Annotated in this window: 13 protein-coding genes and 1 pseudogene; 5 read left to right on the top strand and 9 right to left on the bottom strand. The window is 69.9% G+C overall.

Annotation, left to right across the window (positions count from 1 at the left end; translation table 11 throughout):
- Positions 1-94: 94 nt before the first annotated feature.
- From FKM96_RS04415 to FKM96_RS04400, 4 genes are all read right to left on the bottom strand, one after another.
- The gene (locus tag FKM96_RS04415) at positions 95-853 is read right to left on the bottom strand and encodes a hypothetical protein (RefSeq protein WP_147794213.1); all 759 of its coding nucleotides are present in this window, start codon (positions 851-853) and stop codon (positions 95-97) included.
- A 361-nt stretch (positions 854-1,214) separates the two neighbouring features.
- The gene (locus tag FKM96_RS04410; RefSeq protein ID WP_147794212.1) at positions 1,215-2,021 is read right to left on the bottom strand and encodes a hypothetical protein; all 807 of its coding nucleotides are present in this window, start codon (positions 2,019-2,021) and stop codon (positions 1,215-1,217) included.
- Positions 2,022-2,154: 133 nt separating this feature from the next.
- Positions 2,155-2,574, bottom strand: coding sequence for a hypothetical protein (locus FKM96_RS04405; protein WP_147794211.1), 420 nt, complete (start codon positions 2,572-2,574; stop codon positions 2,155-2,157).
- Complete coding sequence (locus FKM96_RS04400; RefSeq protein ID WP_147794210.1) at positions 2,571-2,993, bottom strand: hypothetical protein; 423 nt, start codon at positions 2,991-2,993, stop codon at positions 2,571-2,573. Before FKM96_RS04400 ends, FKM96_RS04405 begins: the two co-directional genes overlap by 4 nt.
- Before the next feature lie 131 nt (positions 2,994-3,124).
- On the opposite strand from FKM96_RS04400, the gene FKM96_RS04395 reads away from it, so the two are divergent.
- The 3 genes from FKM96_RS04395 (at position 3,125) to FKM96_RS04385 (ending at position 7,886) form a co-directional block, all read left to right on the top strand.
- Positions 3,125-3,841, top strand: a complete 717-nt coding sequence (locus tag FKM96_RS04395; protein ID WP_147794209.1) for a hypothetical protein — start codon at positions 3,125-3,127, stop codon at positions 3,839-3,841.
- A gap of 91 nt (positions 3,842-3,932) precedes the next feature.
- Complete coding sequence (locus tag FKM96_RS04390; RefSeq protein ID WP_147794208.1) at positions 3,933-4,208, top strand: hypothetical protein; 276 nt, start codon at positions 3,933-3,935, stop codon at positions 4,206-4,208.
- A gap of 381 nt (positions 4,209-4,589) precedes the next feature.
- Entirely contained in the window at positions 4,590-7,886 is a 3,297-nt protein-coding gene (locus tag FKM96_RS04385; protein WP_147794207.1) for a hypothetical protein, read from the top strand.
- Here FKM96_RS04385 and FKM96_RS20530 read toward each other — a convergent pair.
- Positions 7,873-8,043, bottom strand: a complete 171-nt coding sequence (locus FKM96_RS20530) for a hypothetical protein (protein ID WP_168216879.1) — start codon at positions 8,041-8,043, stop codon at positions 7,873-7,875. The genes FKM96_RS04385 and FKM96_RS20530 overlap by 14 nt on opposite strands.
- 95 nt (positions 8,044-8,138) lie before the next feature.
- Positions 8,139-8,764: pseudogene (locus FKM96_RS22110) on the bottom strand (ATP-binding cassette domain-containing protein); the annotation flags it as partial.
- A gap of 364 nt (positions 8,765-9,128) precedes the next feature.
- Between FKM96_RS22110 and FKM96_RS04375 the strand changes: the two are divergent.
- Together FKM96_RS04375 and FKM96_RS04370 are read left to right on the top strand one after the other, a co-directional pair.
- Positions 9,129-9,893 carry a hypothetical protein gene (locus tag FKM96_RS04375; RefSeq protein ID WP_147794205.1) on the top strand — a complete coding sequence of 255 codons (765 nt, stop codon included), beginning with the start codon at positions 9,129-9,131 and terminating at the stop codon, positions 9,891-9,893.
- A gap of 172 nt (positions 9,894-10,065) precedes the next feature.
- Entirely contained in the window at positions 10,066-12,630 is a 2,565-nt protein-coding gene (locus tag FKM96_RS04370; protein WP_147794204.1) for an AAA family ATPase, read from the top strand.
- Between the two features lie 189 nt (positions 12,631-12,819).
- On the opposite strand, the gene FKM96_RS04365 is transcribed toward FKM96_RS04370, so the two are convergent.
- The 3 genes from FKM96_RS04365 to FKM96_RS04355 all read right to left on the bottom strand — a co-directional run bounded on the left by FKM96_RS04365 (position 12,820) and on the right by FKM96_RS04355 (position 14,952).
- The gene (locus FKM96_RS04365) at positions 12,820-13,257 is read right to left on the bottom strand and encodes a helix-turn-helix domain-containing protein (protein WP_147794203.1); all 438 of its coding nucleotides are present in this window, start codon (positions 13,255-13,257) and stop codon (positions 12,820-12,822) included.
- Positions 13,258-13,628: 371 nt separating this feature from the next.
- Entirely contained in the window at positions 13,629-13,835 is a 207-nt protein-coding gene (locus FKM96_RS04360; RefSeq protein WP_246855198.1) for a hypothetical protein, read from the bottom strand.
- 316 nt (positions 13,836-14,151) lie between these two features.
- A complete protein-coding gene (locus FKM96_RS04355; protein WP_147794201.1) occupies positions 14,152-14,952 on the bottom strand; it encodes a hypothetical protein in 801 nt (266 codons plus the stop codon).
- Positions 14,953-15,025 lie beyond the last annotated feature (73 nt).

The following is a 15,025-nucleotide window of genomic DNA, read 5'->3' as shown; positions in this document are numbered from 1 at the left end:
GGCCTGGCTCATGCGTACCGGCACCGCGATCGTGCTTCGTCCCGCGAGGTCGTGTCTCCTCGTCGTTCTTGATCGACGGGCATGGCGGATGGGCTTAGGCCCTTCGTCCGGCGTCCCGTACTGGTCGGTTCCACGCGGTTCGAGCGTCTTTGCGTGCGTCTGAGCTGCCGCGGAATGCGTATGCGGGGTGCACGGTGACTGGTCCGGTGTTGCTGGCGGCGGTGCGGTGGATGTACCCCGCCTGCTCGAGGGAGTGAAGGGCGCCGGACCAGGCGGCCCGGCTCATGTCGATGTACGCAGCGGCGGCGCGCGGCGACCCGAGTGCCGGGGTGGTGCTGCCGGTGTCGATGAGCGCGATGAGGCGTAGGAGTACGCGGATGCGGCTCCCGGCGAGGTCGTCGGCAATGAGTTGGCGCAGGCTGGGGGTGAACACCTTGACCCATCGGTTGGGCGGCGGCGCGATGTGCGAGGCCCGGAGCGTGTCCCTGTGCTCGCTGCTGTCGCCCCGGTAGACCAGGGTCGGGTCGAGCCGGAGGCTCGTGGTGCCGTGCAGGGAGTCCTTGGTCAGGACGTGGCTGGTGCGGAGCTCGGTGGTAGCGGCGCTGACGGTGTCTGGGTGCCGTCCGAGCTCGGCGGCGGTCGTGGCGCTGATCCAGGGGCTGACGGTGGCCGAGTTCGGCTTGATCCTGGTCATGAGGTGCAGGAGGAGCTCGAGCGCTGCGGGCGACAGGACGCCGGTGCGTGCGAGCTCGGTGAGCCGGTGCGGGTAGACCCGCACCCAGGAGTGGTCGGCGAGCAGCCCGTCGGTGCGGACGGGTGCGGTCGGGGGAAGCTGTCGGGGGCGGTGCTGCACGATGCGTCTCCAGAGCGGACCCGCACGGTGCGGGTCGTGGAGTCGGCACCGTTCCGGTGGTGGGTGGTCGGCGCAGTCGACGCACGGCTGTGCGTGTCTTCGTTCGGCCGGGTGCGGCCGGTCGCGCGTGACCGCGCTCGCGTCTCGATCGCAGCCGTGACCTGCGGCATAACGTGTCCGGGCGGATCGCTGCTCTTTTATCTGACTTCTTGGGGTCTGGGCGAAGCTGTGAACGCGGGGGCTGGGTGCGGGGTGCGTCGGGGGAAAAGCGCGCATCCGGGGGAGTCATGTGGGGCGTGAGCCGAGTTGCGGCAGCCGGTTGGTCTGGAGCAAGAAGCTCCTTGGGGATGGCGCGGGTTCGTCAGGCGGCGGTGGGATCAGCGTGGTGATCGAGGTAGTTCTGGACGGCGGTGGTCGCGGTGAGGCTGGCGGGAAAGAACAGGCACCGGCCGGCGTGCCGGGTCGTCAGCACTCGCGGTGGGCCGGGGTGGCCGTGCGTCTCACGGATGGTCAGGTCGCGGCGGACCGTGGCCTGCGGCGACGTCCCGCTGTAGGTGAGACCCCCGAGCGCACGGACGCCGTGGATGATCTCGTCGGCCGTCAGTGCTCGCTGAGAGGCCAGCACGACGCGGATGGCGGTCTCGCGCAGCGAGTGGGCGGGGGATGGCTGCCGGTTGGCGCGCCCGCTGAACGCGTGTTGCTGCAGGTGGGTGCCGAGATCGTGACCGTATCTGGCCCAGTGTGCGCCTCGGTCCCCGAGCGCCTGGGTGGCGGTCGTCGCGGCGGAGACGGTGTTGAGCAGGTCGATCTCGGGGTTGAGCATCCGGATCACGGAGCACTCGATCACTCGCAGGACGTCGGGATCGGGGTGCGGACTGTCGAGGGTGACCAGGGCGATCGTCTTGATGTCGAGTGCGCTGATGGATCGGACCCAGCGGGTGAGGGAGGCCCAGGCGCGTCCACTGGTGTGGTGCTCGCTGATGCCGACGTAGCCGGCGATCCGATCGGTGCGATCGGGGTGGGTACTGGTGCCGGCGAGCAGGTACAGGTGGCCGTTGAGCGCGGCTCGCCAGGTCTCCTGCTTGGTGAGGGGCGCGTGGACGTCCGCGATCCGGATCGTGGCGTGGGGGATGTGGATCGGCGATCGCCAGGTCAGTGCGTGGGTCATGAGCACTTTGGTAGTCGGTGCTCGGGACACCGGACGTGATCGCGGGGCGCCAGCGTTCCGCTGACGTGGCCAGCGATCGGCCGCGGGGATCGCGGATCAGGGATCGCTGGTGGTCGTGTCGGGTCGCACGGTGTCAGGTGGTGGACCAGCGGGCGGCGGTGTCGGCTGCGAGTTGGATCGCGATCGTGTTGTCGAGGTTGCGGTCGTAGATCCACTCGCGGGGCGATCGGTTGGCGAGTTCGGCTGCTGGCTGGCAGAACCAGGTGGCGATCGTCCAGCCGTCGACGGGTGCGCGGCGGAGGTGTCGGAGGGCGGCGCTGATCGGGGGGTGGACGTCGCTCCAGTCGAACTGGAAGGCGGGGTAGAGGGCCCAGTCGTCGTTGGTGCGGACCTGGAGGAGGTCTCCGCGGGTGACCATGGCGTGGACGTGGTGGCGGTCGTGGCTGTCGAGGATCGCCAGGACGTCGTCGATGGTCCACAGCGGACCGATGAGCGGGTCGGTGATCGTGGGCGTGGGGCGGGGGCGGTCGGGAAGGCGTGGTGTGCCGGTCATGCGGGTCCGCCCTGCAGTGCTCGGGGGAACTGGGTGCGGGTGGTGGCAGCCTCGTGCGGGGGCAGGAGCTCGATGGACTCGACGATGCGCTGCCAGCGCCACTCGTGGTCGGGCCAGGTCGGTCCGGGGTCGAACGTGTACCGGGGGCGTTCGCCGACGCGGATGGTGCCGTGGTCGAGGTGTCGGGTGCTCAGGTTGTAGGAGGAGACGCTGAGCAGGGTCGACCACTCGTTGTCGAAGGGGAACCGGCCGGAGCCGGCGCCGCACGCGCGCACGACGAGGTGCTCGCTGCCGAGGTCGAGGTAGTACTTGGTGGTTCCTGCGGAGGAGATCCGGTACATGCCGGAGGCCTGGGTGATGGTGAGCGTCAGGAGTGCGGGGGCCGTGCCGCCGCGGTTGTCGTCGGGCGTGTCGTCCATGGGGTTCCGTTCTCGTACGTGCCGCCTCCGTGCCTGCCGAGGGCTTCGCGAGAGCTGGGCAGTTAGCATGGGCGCGCTGGTGTGACTTATCAGGATCATGCAGCAGGTCAGCTCTTCTTGACTAGCGAGTGATGGCGACCAGTCCGAAGGAAGGGGAGTTCGTGCGACGGACCGTGGAGTCAGTGACCTCGTTGAAGGCGGAGCTCTTCTTCGGGGATCGAGGTGTGGGCGCCCTCCCCGTCGACGGAGACCTCACGCTCACCGTGGACGGCGACGCGCCGTGGAGGGGGAAGCTGTCTTCGAACGCTCTGGAGGCAGCTGGGTGTGTGCGGGCGGACCGCGGTCCCGCGGGTCGGCCGACCCGTGACGAGGTGCGCGCATGTGTCCAGGCCGCGATCGATGTGGACGCCGAGTTCCTCGGCCTGGCGGTGGACTGGCGGTCAGCCCGGTTCGCCGTGGTTTCGCAGGGCCACGTCATCCAGGTGGAAGCCGCCGTGAGCCGGGAGCCTCGAGGGACGTCGCGCGCCGTGGGACGGGCGACCGTGCACGCTGAGCTCACGGACGGCAGGCCGGAGCGGTTCGAGTTCGTCCTGTCCGATGCCGCGGGGATCGAGCGCGATCGGAAGGTGGTTGATGTGGACGTGTCCTGGGGGCCAGGCGTCGACCGGCTCGCGGCGGCTGGTCTCAGGGTGCTGGACGTTGAGCTAGCGCTGTGGGGCTTGCCCGCGCGCACCTTCTGGAGTCTCAGTTTCGGCGAGGGGCCGGCGTGGGAGGGAGGGTTGGCGCACTCGGGTGAGGTGAGCGTGTGGACGACCGTGCCGCAGTGGGGAGGGGCTTCTGGCGTCTGAGCGGCCTCCGCCCAAGGACGGCGTCTCGACCGGCTGCCCTGTCGACGTCGTCCCTCGCCCTTGTCCGCTGGCGCGCACTATCGTCGCGATGATGCCGCGACGTGTGGTCCGGTCGTCCGGAACCGACGGCGAGGGCGGCGAGGCGACCGTCACCAACGAGGACGGGGATCTGCTGAAGGAGGGTTTCGTGCCGATGGAGTTCCGGCCAGTGCGTCTGCCCCGACGCGCTCTCACTGCGGCGCAGGCCGAGAAGTTCGCGGCGCTCCGCGAGGAGATCGAGACGGAGCTGGCTTCACGCGCCGCTGCACGTGCCCGGCTCCGTGGTCAGGGCCGAGACGCGGAGCGGCGGCGCTGGAAGATCCGGTAGCGCCGCGGTACGCGTTCGACGGCGGCGACCCAGCCGAGCCCGGAGCCGACGGCGATGCCGATCTCGCGAGGATCCCTGCCCGGCTCCGAACACGGCCGGCTCGCTCGCGGCCGCCATCGTGTCGCCGCGACATCCAGCGAGCTCCGGACGCACCAGGATGACGCCACTCCGCCCTGTGATGCCCGCCCCCTACCGGCCTGACCTGCATGATCGCTGACCTGCGAGAAGTGGTTCGTCCGCATCGAACGGTCCTGCTCGATCTCGACGGCCCGGTTTCCCGTAGCTCATTGCGCAGCGTCGACGACCCGGCACCGTGCCTCCGTCAGCACGAGACGGAGGGTTGCAGTGAGCAGCAGGTCGCGGTACCAGGGCAGTCGGCACATGGAGCTGGAGCGGTGGCTGCGGCGCCGCTGCGAGGAGGAGTTCACTCGCTCCGGCAGGTTGATCTCAGCCGTCCGCGCCATGCGGACCTCGTCCACGTCCGTCGACGACTGGCTCGCCTCGGCGGCCACGTCGTTCGCGGCCGCGGACCGGCGGGATCCCGATGTCGCGAGTGCGATCGACCTCGGTTTCGACGTGGTGCGTCGCGACAGCACCGGCGAGGCGCGTCGCCGGGAGCTCGGCGACGCCGTGTTCGTCATCCGCCAGTACCACGCTCCTGGCGGGTCCAAGCGCGCACAGATCGGCGTACTCCTCCACGTGGGGCGCACCTTCTTCGTGTACCTGCTCTCCAGTGCTCGGGCCTCCAACCTCGAGGCCGAGACCAAGGACCGCGCAGGTAACGCCTCGACCGAGGTCATCTCGTCGGTGGTGCGAGCCATGGCGGCGTTCGGGAGTCGAAACGACGACGACTACCGACCCCACCTGTACGCGCGCGAGCACGAGCGGATCGTGCGCGACGTCCGCCATGGCGAGAACCTGAAGGAGACGCTCACGCGGTGCCGGGCGATCGCGCACATCCCGCAGACGTACGACATGACCCGGTCGCGCGATGCTGGGATGTTCCAGTTCGGTTCGATGATGGCGTCGAACAACGCGAGCGCCGTGATCGTGGGCATGAACCGGGCCGAGGTCGTGATGCAGGCGCACGGCCGGTTCTACGAGGACATCAAGCTGGCCCCGTTCACCCACGGACCTGCGGTCGTGCGGGAACGCGACCGCCGCAACGGCATGCCGGTCGAGACGGTCGACAAGCACAGGCTCTCTGTGACCGACGACGTTGAGGCCGCCCGCCGGACGCTGCGGCTCCTGGTGGATCGCATCCTCGCAGGAGAGGCCACCGGCTCGAGCGACTGGCATGCGGTCGGTGAGCTGATGGCGGAGCGGGGCCTGGAGTCGCGCCTGCCCACGAACCGGAAGCGGGGGCTGCTCCTGCAGGACACGGACCCGTCCGGCTGGGCGGAGGCCGCCCGGTCGCTGTTCGCGGAGCGTTGGATCGAGGGCTGGCGCAGCGGACGCTTCACCAAGCGCGTGAAGCAGAAGGTCGATCTTGAGCTCGACGGGCTGGACCTCGAGCTCGAGCGGGCGGAGGACGGCAAGCGGGTTGTCGTATGCAGCATCGACATGCCGCTCCCTGAGGGCGGGTGGGGGGTGTCGGATGAGGAGTGGGACCGGGTCCTGGCGCTGCGCTACCCGAAGGGCCGCAAGCCTCGGCAGCTCAGCGGGCACGTGCTGCCGTTCGCCGGCCTCGACCCCTGGCAGGACGAGCGCGGGACGTGGAAGGTCATGCCGGCCGGCAGCATCTACAAGGTCTACGTCGGTCCCGAGCGGGCGGGCGCCGCGTGGAAGAAGTGGTGCGGGGATGCGCAGCGCGTGGCGACCATCCGGCCGCGGGAATGGCACCGGAGCTTGGCCGCGGCAGCCGAGGACGCCCTGTCGACCGTAGGAGACGTGATCCTCCCGCTGTGGGACGAGCCCGGGCGCCGCGGGTCTTCTCGTGCGCGGACGGCGATTGAGGCCGATCGCCGCCGCCTGGAGCGGCAGATCAAGGACGCGGACATGCGGGTCGACGGAGCGGTGGAGACGTACAACGAGCTGCGGGGGATGGCAATGAGAGATCAGTCCGCTCCCGCCGAGCAGCGTGCAGAGCGGGCCAAGCGAGCATGGGACCGAGCCGAGTGGGTGCTCGCGGGGCTGAGAGCAGAGCTCGCAGCGCTGGAGGTCGGCGGTCGCGAGGCCGAACCCGAGCCCGAGGAGGCGTGGGCGTCGACCGCGACCGTGGAGTTCGTCGTGGCCGCGCTCTCGACCAGCCCGGGGTCGGCGCCTGCATGGCTGCAGCGTGCGTGCGCGTCGCTGTTCCGTGATCTGCGTGTGGCGCCGGCGACGAGCCAGCGGTCCGGGCGGCGGGAGCTGGAGTGGAGCTGCATGCTGGTGCTGCCGGTGCGGACCGATGACGGCGCCGCCCGTGAGGTCGCGATGCCGCTGTCGGGACGCATCTTCGACCGGGCCAACGCGAGCAGCGCGTCACCCGAGCGAGCGGCCACCGGCTCGGAGGTCTGGGCGTGGCACTTCTTCTACCGGGGTGCCTCGATGGCGGAGATCGGGGTGCTCAGTGGTGGCATCGACGGGAGCGGGAAGAAGAACTCCTACCTGTACAAGGGCCTGAGCGCTTGGCTCGGGGAGAAGGTGACCGAGTCCACCTACGTCAACGCGCTGCTGGACTGCCCGGTGGCGGAGACCCGCAGAGCCGTGTGGTGGGCGGTCACGGGGGACGACGCCTCGGTACGCGGGCTCGACGAGGGGTTCGTGCGACACGTGGCCGCGACGTACACGACCCCGGCACGGCTGCAGACCTGGGGGTGGTGCCACGACTCGCACGACCTGGCGCGGTCGGTGGCGGACTACCTGCTGCGCGCGGGAGGTTCCGCGTCGATGCTGGCGATCTCGGCGGACCTCGGGGTGGCGCACGATGACCTGGTCGCGTTGACGAGGGTCAATGGCACTCAGCGCCCGGGCGAGGTGAAGGTGCGGGCTCGCCATGCGGTCTCTCCGTTCGAGCGCAACTGGGTGCGATCCACGCGGTGGATGACCGCGGATGAGAAGCGGCTCTCGTTGCGCGAGTGCCCGCACGCGGACTGCCCCGAGCGTCTGCGCGGGAGGACGCCGTACGCGAGCCACGTGCTGGCGACGCCGGAGACCGTCCTCGGGCACGGAGTGCTGTGCCCGAGCTGCCGTCGGCTCCCGGTCGCGGAGCTCGGGGGCGTGCGGTTTCCCTCGGCGTACCTGCGCCCGTGGAGCGGCCGGTTCGGGGTCCGGGCCCGTGCGAGGCAGCGCCAGCACGTGGGGACGCACCTCGACCCGGCGCGTCCGGATCATGGGCCGGGCGCGCCGCTCGCAGACACCGGAGCGCGGCCGCGTCCGGAGACCCGGCGGAACCTCCCCGGCACGCACGTGGCCAAGGCGTTGCAGGGCGCCCAGCTCGCTGGACGGTCTTTCCTGTTCGTGGGTGTCGACGAGCGCTCGCTGGCTCGTCTTCATGAGCTGGTCGAGTCCCGCGGCGGGCGGATCGCCACGAGGCTCCGCGCGACGGCGGCCGGAGTGGTGGCGGGGCCTGCAGGATGCCGCGATCCGCGGGTCGCTCGAGCCCGCGACCTCGGGGTACCGGTGTTCGATCTCGAGGAGTTCGACAGCGAGGTCCGTGCCGGCTGGCGGCCGCAGCCGTTGGCTACTGCGGCGTGACCCGGACGCGCGTCTCGGCGCCGGTGAGGCGGGCGACTGGTGCCGGGCCGCCGGTCGGTGTGCTCTCCATCATCGTCCTGAGGTGCTCCCACCCGAGCGAACGCCAGTGCGCGATCCGCTCCTCCGGGGTGGTGCCGGGTGCTGCGATGGTGGGCATGGCGGTCTCCTCCTGGACAGCCGGGCGCCGTCCAGGAGGAAACCGTTCGTGGCATCTCGAGCCCTGCCATGAGCTCGACCGACATGCCCGGGCACTCAGTAGTAGACGGTGAGTGGGCCGCTTGGTCCGTCCATTACCCGCGCCGGGGTCTCGAACACGCGCGTGAGCACCTCGTCGGTGAACAGCTCCGACGGCGGGCCGTACCTCAGCACCTGTCCGTCCTTGACCGCACAGATCAGGTCGGCGTAGTGACCGGCGACGTCGATGTCGTGCAGGACGACCACGATGGTCGTGTCGAGTTCGCGCGCGGTCCGGCGCAGGTGCTGCGTCATCTGCCACGGCGTGCTGCATGTCGAGGTTGTTCAGCGGTTGGTCGAGGAGCGCGTAGTAGGTGTGCTGGCACAGCACCATGCGACGTAGGCGCGCTGACGCTGACTCCCGAGAGCTTTGTCGAGGTAACGGCCGCCAGCGCCGTCAGGTCGAGGAAGTTGACCGCCCTGCTGATCCTCCTCGTCGTGCGGAGTGAGTCGGCCGCGCGAGTGCGGAAGCGCCTGAGGCCCACGAGCTGCCGCACGGTGAGCCGAGCCGCGAAGTGGTCCTGGCGGAGGATTGCCACCACGCGGGCGAAATCTGCCGACGATGTCCGCGAGACGTCGAGGCAGGCGACCTCGATCGTGCCCGAGGTGAGCCCGGGGAGGCGGCCGATCAGCGTCAGGAGCGTCTGGTTCGGGTCGAACGGCTGCGGTGGCGGCATCGAGGCGGGTGTCCGAGGGCGTCGGTTCCGACTGATGCGGCCGCCCTGGCGTGGGGTGGCCACGGGCCGGGTCCTTGGCAGCTCGTTGTCGGTGGGGGTCGGTACGGTCCGCAGCACGTGCATCCGACGAAGGGAACGGGCCCGGGTGAGCATCGAGGGGCAGGTGAGCGTGGCCGCTGAGGCCGGCGTGGCGGTAGGGGGCGGCGTACGAGCGGTCGCGGGCGAGGGAAGGGTGCCTCGCCGGCCGCGAGCTGCACCTGGCATCAGCGGACTGCTCGGGTCATGGCGGCACTCGCGGGAAGGAAGGCGCGCGGCACGGTGCAGGGCGTCCTTGGCCCGTCTCGGGCTGAGCGATCCGCCGGGTGAGGCGGAGTCGCTGCGCCGCGCGGCGCACTTCTTGCGCCCCCGGGAGTCCTGGATCCTGTGGACTGCCTACAGCGTCATGCTGGCCCTGGGGTTGGTCTTCGCTGTTGTGATGACCTTCGCCCAAGGTCATGGTGTGGTCAGCCGCGCCGTTGCCCGCGCGCACGCGGAGCCGACCTCTGAGGCGGTGGCAGCCGCTGGTCAGGCCGGGGCCGACCTGGCTGCCATGACGGCGGCGATGTTCATGACGGTCGTGTTCGTCGCGCTCGTGTGGCTCGTGTTCATCTGGGCGTGGGGCGCGATCAGCCTTCGGTTCGGGGGCCGGGATCGGAATGTGGGGCTTGCGACCAGGCAGGTGCTGCGCGCGCTCCAGCGGCCGCACAGCACCACGGCCCTGGCGCGCCGTCGTCTGTTGGAGGCGACCCGTCGCTGGGCGGGTTGCGCACGTCGCGCGGGGATGCGCCAGGACGTTCGGGAGTCGGTCGTGGCTGCCGTGTCGAGTCGCGCGAGCCGGACGCCGGCCGGGGTCGCGTCGCTGCGTAGCGACTTGCAGCAGATCGCGATCGCGTACGACACCGGCGAGCTGTTGGACGGGCGTGTGGTGATGGAGCAGCGGTCTCACACCTGGGCGCAGATGACCCGGGTCCTCGGGGTGGTGTCGGTGGCGGCGGTCCCTCCGACGGTGGCGGCGCTCTTGGCGTACGGCGCGACGCGGTTCGTCAGCGGAGGGTGACCCTCGGGCCGGGGGTGGCGCGCTGGCGGCGGCGGTGTCCTCGGCCGGTTGTGTCAGCGAGGCGGTGAGTTCTGGCCAGAGTGGTCCGTTCGAGCCCTGGGGCATCGCGTGTGGTTGATCTGCCTGGCCGTTTGCCCGCGGGGCCAAGGTCCGCGGTGCCAGCATGTGCCTCATGGCGATCGAGGACGACATCATCGAGTGGGCTCTGGAGCGGCCGGCCTGGCAGCAGGAGGTGCTCGTTGCACTCGCTGATGGTGTGACGTTCACTCCCGCGTCGATCAGCGACCTGGTCGACCAGGTCGTTGCTGGTGCGAGTGCCGAGCCGAATCTCGAGGCGAAGCGGATCCAGATCAAGTCGGGCGCGGTGGAGCAGGTCGGGCTGTACGCGCTCAGCGACCTCGTGGGGGTCAACGCCCTGGCCGGGGGGCAGACTCTCGAGTTCGGGAGTACGGGTCTGACCGTGGTCTACGGGGACAACGGAAGCGGGAAGTCCGGGTATGCCCGGTTGGTGAAGTCGCTGGTGAGTGCCCGGCACAGGGCGGAGATCCTGCCGAACGTGTTCGTGGAGAGCCCGCCTGTTCCCTCGGGAGTTCTGCGGTACTTGGTCGACGGGGAGGAGCGAAGGTGCGTGTTCCCGGGGGAGCCGCCGGCGGAGTTGCTGAAGGTGAGCTTCTACGACGAGCACTGTGGTGACGAGTACCTGGCTCGTCAGTCGACGATCTCGTACCGGCCGTCGGCGTTGCGGTTGCTCGACGGGCTGATCTCCGTGTGTGACGACGTTCGCGCGCAGGTGTCCGTTCGGATCAAGGCTGCCCAGGCTGCCGCGCTCGATCTCGATCTGCCGGTGGGGACGTCGGCTGCTGCGTTCGTCGGTGGTCTCGCTGCGACGACGACTGCGGAGGAGATCGCGGAGGCGACGGCCCTTCCGGACGGTTTCAACGAGGCGCTGGCCGCGGCTCTGCAGGAGGAGGCTCGGCTGGCCGGTAGTGATTCTGAGCGTGAGCAGAGCCGGCTGCTCGCTCTGGCGCGGCAGGTGGATGCGCTGCTGGGCGAGCTGACGGGTCTGTTGGACGAACTGGCTCCGGAGCGGGTGGCGGTGCGGGTGTCGCTGCGTGATGCGGCGCGTACGGCGCGGGAGGCGGCCGCGATGGCGGCTCGCGGTTCGTTCGATCAGGAGCCGCTCGAGGGGGTGGGTTCGGACACGTGGCGTGCGCTGTGGGTCGCTGCCCGTGAGTACTCGGTGGCCGAGGCGTACCACGACCACGCGTTCCCGGTGGCCGCTTCGGGGTCGGTGTGCGTGCTGTGTCAGCAGGAGCTCGGGGCCGAGGCTCAGGATCGGTTGCGCCGGTTCGACCGGTACATGACGGACACCACCGAGCGCGATGCGCTCGTGGCCGAGCGGCGTCTGGCTGAGGCGGTGCGTGAGTTGACGGATCTGGCGTTCGCGACGCCGGAGCGCACGGCGGCGATCGCCGCGGTCAGCGCCGTGGATGAGGATCTCGCTGCGGCGGCGACGGCGCTGCTGTCGGAGGCGCAGACCTTCCGCGATGCTCTCGTCGCGCAGCTGCGTGAGGGCGCTCCCGCTCCTTCTCCTCTGCCGGCGAGTGCGGTGCCGGGTCGGTTGATGGGTGTCGTGGCTGACCTGCGTGCCAAGGCGGACGCCACGGATGTGGTGGGGTTCCTAGCGGCGCGGAGCGCCGCTACTCGGGCGAAGGAGGCGTTGCAGGCGTCGTCGACGCTGGCAAACGCTGTCGAGAAGGTGCATAGCGAGGTCGCTCGCCTGGTCGAGCTGGGTCGCCTTCGTGCGGCGTTGACCGCGGCCGATACCAACGCCATCACGAGGAAGTCCTCGACGCTGACGCGGCAGTACGCCACGCGGAGGATTCTCGATCAGTTCACGCGCGAGACCGAGCGGTTGGACCTGCGTGGCGTGACTCTTCAGGACATGGGCGGGCAGAAGGGCAAGCTGAACCAGATGCCGGGCCTTCTCGACGCGGTGACCAGCGCGGCTGCTCCTTCTGTTCTGAGCGAGGGTGAGCAGACTGCGCTGGGTCTGGCGGGCTTCTTCACCGAGGCGGTGTTCGACGAGTCGCGCTCGACGATCGTCTTCGACGACCCGGTCACGTCGCTGGATCATCAGCGTCGTCGAAAGGTCGCTGATCGGCTCGTGGGGCTGGCGAAGGATCGTCAGGTGGTCGTGTTCACCCACGATGCGTCGTTCACGGGCGACCTGTCCGCTGCAGCGGAGCGAGATGGTGTTCCTCTCGCGGAGCGTTCGGTCGAGCGTCGGGGCGGGACCGTGCCGGGCATCTGCTGGCAGACGTTCCCGTGGAAGGCCAAGGGTGTGGGGTCGCGGATCGGCGACCTGGAGGCTGAGCTCGCGCGCATGCGGAGGGACCTTCCCGCTCTTGCTCAGCGTGACTGGGAAGCGCGGGTCGCGGCGTGGGCGGGTGACTTGTCTGAGACGTGGGAGCGCTGTGTGGCGGGCGAGATCGTGAATCAGGTCTTCGATCGTGGTTCCTCGAAGGTGCACCTGATGAAGTTCCGGTTGCTCACGCGGATCGACGAGCGCGACAACCAGGACGTGCTGGACGGGCTCGCGGCGACCTCGTTGTGGGCGCGCCGGCACGACAAGGCGCTCGAGACGAACTTCGTCGCTCCCGGGATCGAGGAGCTCGAGAAAGAGCTTGACCGCATCCGCGCGTGGCGTCAGCGGATCAAGAAGTACCTCAGTTAGGTCCCGGTCCGGCTCGGTGAGCGGGCTGCGACCTAGCGCGAGAGTGTGCCGCACGCGCTGGGATCGGGGATCGGGGCTTGCATGTCGAGCGGCGGGGGCTTCGCCGGTGCTGGTGGCGGGGTGGGTGGTGACGGTGGAGCTGTTGAGTTGAGGGTGCTCGAGTTTGTGGTGGGCCGGGCGTTCGTTGCGTTAGAGCGTGTCGAGGGTGGTCAGTGCGGCGTCGCTGAGTGGTCGTGGTGTGCCCGGGTGGCGTCGTTGTGCTGTTTGGGCGCTCTTGCGGGCGTCGCCCAGGTCTGCGCGTGCCGTCTTGCGGCGTTCGTTGAAGTCGAGGAGGTGGACGACCTTGATGCGGCGGTGTGTTCCGACTGTGGTGGAGGTCAGCACGCCGGAGTTGAGGTAGGTAAGCAGGTGCTGGCGGCTGATGTTGATCAGGGAGGCGGCTTCGGTCGGGGTGAGCTCCTGGTCGTGCGGGAGCACTGTGACGTCTGCGCCGCGGGTCACGGCTGAGGCGAGGTTCTGTAGCAGAGCGAGCACGGGCGAGGTGGGGGAGAGCCGATGGGTTGCTGCTTCGACGACCATGTCGAGGTCGCGTTTGACGGCGTTGTTCGCCTTCATCGTGGTGACCACCAGGCACCTCCCATCTGTGGCAACAGTAGGCGGAGGTGGGTCTGCGCGGGGCGGGGTCGATGGCGTCGTCTCCCGTGGCGCACGCGTTCTCGCCGCGTCGCCGACCGTTCTGCTCATGCTCGCGGTTGTCGGTGTGTTGGAGCAGCCCTGGTGGTCCGGACGCTGTCCGGACGACCTTTGTGTTGCTCGGCGTCCGACGACCGCGGCGACCCTCCTTCGATCCCAGTCTGGCGAGCCGCAGGCCCGCCGACTCGTGCCGGTCAGTGGAGACAGTCGTTGCAGAGAACGACGGCACGTGCGGGGGGATCGACGCCGGCGCGCTGATCTCGTGCGAGATCGGAACGGCGCGGTCCGTCCGACTGAGCGCATCGTCACCGCCGCGTGACGGCACCGACCCAGACCCATGCGTGATCGAGGTGGTCGAAGCGATCGACGAACCGGATCCTGACCGCTCTCTTGGTCCATGCGACGGCGTCGCCGTCGACTTCGAGGTCTTCGCCGTTCACGGTGAGCACCCAGGCGCGCACCGGGATGGCGCGCTCGGGTCGGTGCTCGTCGGCGCCGTACTGCTTGGGCATCAGCGACCTGGCTCGCTGTGGGAATGGGGTGCTACTGGTCGGGCGACTCACCAACCGATCGTATCGAACACACGTTCGACTGAAGGAATGGGCCAGGTCGCCGCGGTTCCGCTCGCCGACGCGACCTGAAGGCGGTCAACCACCTCGCGGGAGGGTGCAGTACGCCCGGGCCCTGCGCTTCTTGGGGGTGACTTGAGGTCATCGCGTTGCGAGCAGGCCTGGCGGTGGCCAAGGCCCGAGAGCGAGGCCCGCCTGGGGTGCTCCCGCGGGATCAGGGCACGAACTTGACGGTCCGGTGGTGCTGCGTCGGTCGCGCCTATGTCGCCCTTCGCGCGTCGAGCCTGTCGTTGGTCACCGGGCGCCCGAGCGCTGCGTCCTGTCGGTCAGTGTCTGGTGCGGGGCTGCCCGATCCGTCTGGGCGGGGATGGCCGCGCTGCATGCGGTCGACGAGTTCGTCCACCCCACGCGGCCACCAGGCGTATCCCGTCTGGTTGATCGCGTCGATCGCGAGGTCGAACCAAGAGCGCGCGGCGCCTTCCAGGCCTTCGCCGGCCACGATCGGGCCCGTGACGGGTAGGTATCCGCGGACGCGGTGCTCCTCGTCCCACGGCAGGTAACCACCGGGGGTCTGCGGGTCCGGGCGGCGGAAGACCTCCGTCGGCGGGGTGACGGTGAGACGGGCGGTGTAGTCACTGGCGACCCGCAGTGTCGTGCGGGCCTCCCACAGCAGGGCGAAGAAGTCGATCGCGGTGGACGCCAGGTCGTCGATCGGAACTTGCCCACGCTGCCGGCCCTCGCGCGGCAGTGCGCCCCCGCGAGTGAACGCGACCATCACAGCGCCGTCCCCGTGCACCTCGATGCGGGCACGGATCGTCGCGTCGGTCATGCCTGTGGGACGTGAGCTCTCCCGGACGTACCGCTGCAGACCACGGCGGGTCTGCGCGTCGGCGGTCTCGCTGCGTGGGCCGATGCCGTCGGATGCGATCGGTGAGTGCCACGCCCGGTCGATGAGCAGGTGCGCGGTGAGGATCCGCAGATCGCGGGGTCGGCGCAGCGGAACGTCAGGGATCCCCTGAGCCACCACCCAGCGTGCATCGCCCTGGGGCAGGGAAGCCACGAAGGGTCTGCTGCACGGATAGGTGACAGCGGTTCGCAGCCCTCGGAGTGTCGGCCCGGTCCGCGCGCGCTGA

This window comes from Cellulomonas sp. Y8 (genome assembly GCF_008033115.1).
Classification (GTDB): domain Bacteria; phylum Actinomycetota; class Actinomycetes; order Actinomycetales; family Cellulomonadaceae; genus Cellulomonas.
Note: the sequence above shows the minus strand (reverse complement) of the source record. Positions and strands in the feature narration are given on the sequence as shown.